1 pseudogene is annotated in these 819 nt (G+C 69.6%); it reads right to left on the bottom strand.

Annotated elements, in window-relative coordinates:
- Window positions 1-819 (bottom strand): annotated as a pseudogene (locus ASU23_RS12250) (ISL3-like element ISPfr2 family transposase); the annotation flags it as partial.

Here is an 819-nt window from a genome sequence, read left to right as displayed (position 1 = left end):
GTCCGCGCCGGTGTGCAGCGTGCGCCGCGACTTGTAGAGCGGGTCGTCCCTGAACCCACGGTGCCCGTGGATCGCGAGTTGGACCCGGCGCCGGCACCTGTCGAGGGCGTCACCGGCCAGGCGCACGACGTGGAAGGGATCCATCACCGTGACCGCGTCCGGGATCTCCTCCGCAGCGGCGGTCTTGAACCCGGTGAAGCCGTCCATCGCGACCACCTCGACCGCGTCACGGAAGGCGTCGTCGCGGTCGGCGAGCCAGGTCTTGAACGCCGCCTTCGACCGGCCCTCGACCATGTCCAGCAGCCTTGCTGGGCCGGCGCCATCGCGGACCGGGGTGAGGTCGATGATCACGGTGACGTACTTGTCGCCACGCCTGGTGTGGCGCCAGACGTGCTCATCGACGCCAATGACCTTCACGCCCTCAAACCGCGTGGGGTCGTTGATCAGCAGCCGCTTGCCTTCAGCCAGGACCGCGTTGTTGGCGGTGTCCCACGCGAGCCCGAGTCCCTCGGCGACACGGGCGACGGTGAGGTGTGCGACCACGATCCCTTCCAGCGCCCACCGCAGCCCGGTGCGCGAGAGCTTCGCGCGTGGCTCCGCCGCGGCGCTGGTGTCTTGGCGCCACACGTGTCCGCAGTCGGCACAGCGGTAGCGGCGCACTACAACTTCCAGCACGGTCGGTCGCCAGCCCAGCGGCTCGTGGGCCAACCGCCGGATCACGGTGTCACGAGCAGCGCCTTCGCTGCCGCACCGTCGGCACCACTGATCTGGTTCCACCACGCGGCACGCGAGGACCGCACGATCCGGTTCAAGTCGTTG

Origin of the sequence: Rhodococcus sp. KB6 (assembly GCF_001445685.1) — a bacterium.
In the GTDB taxonomy this organism is placed as follows: domain Bacteria; phylum Actinomycetota; class Actinomycetes; order Mycobacteriales; family Mycobacteriaceae; genus Rhodococcus_F; species Rhodococcus_F qingshengii.
The sequence above is the reverse complement of the archived record's forward strand: the minus strand, read 5'-3'. Positions and strand labels throughout refer to the sequence as shown.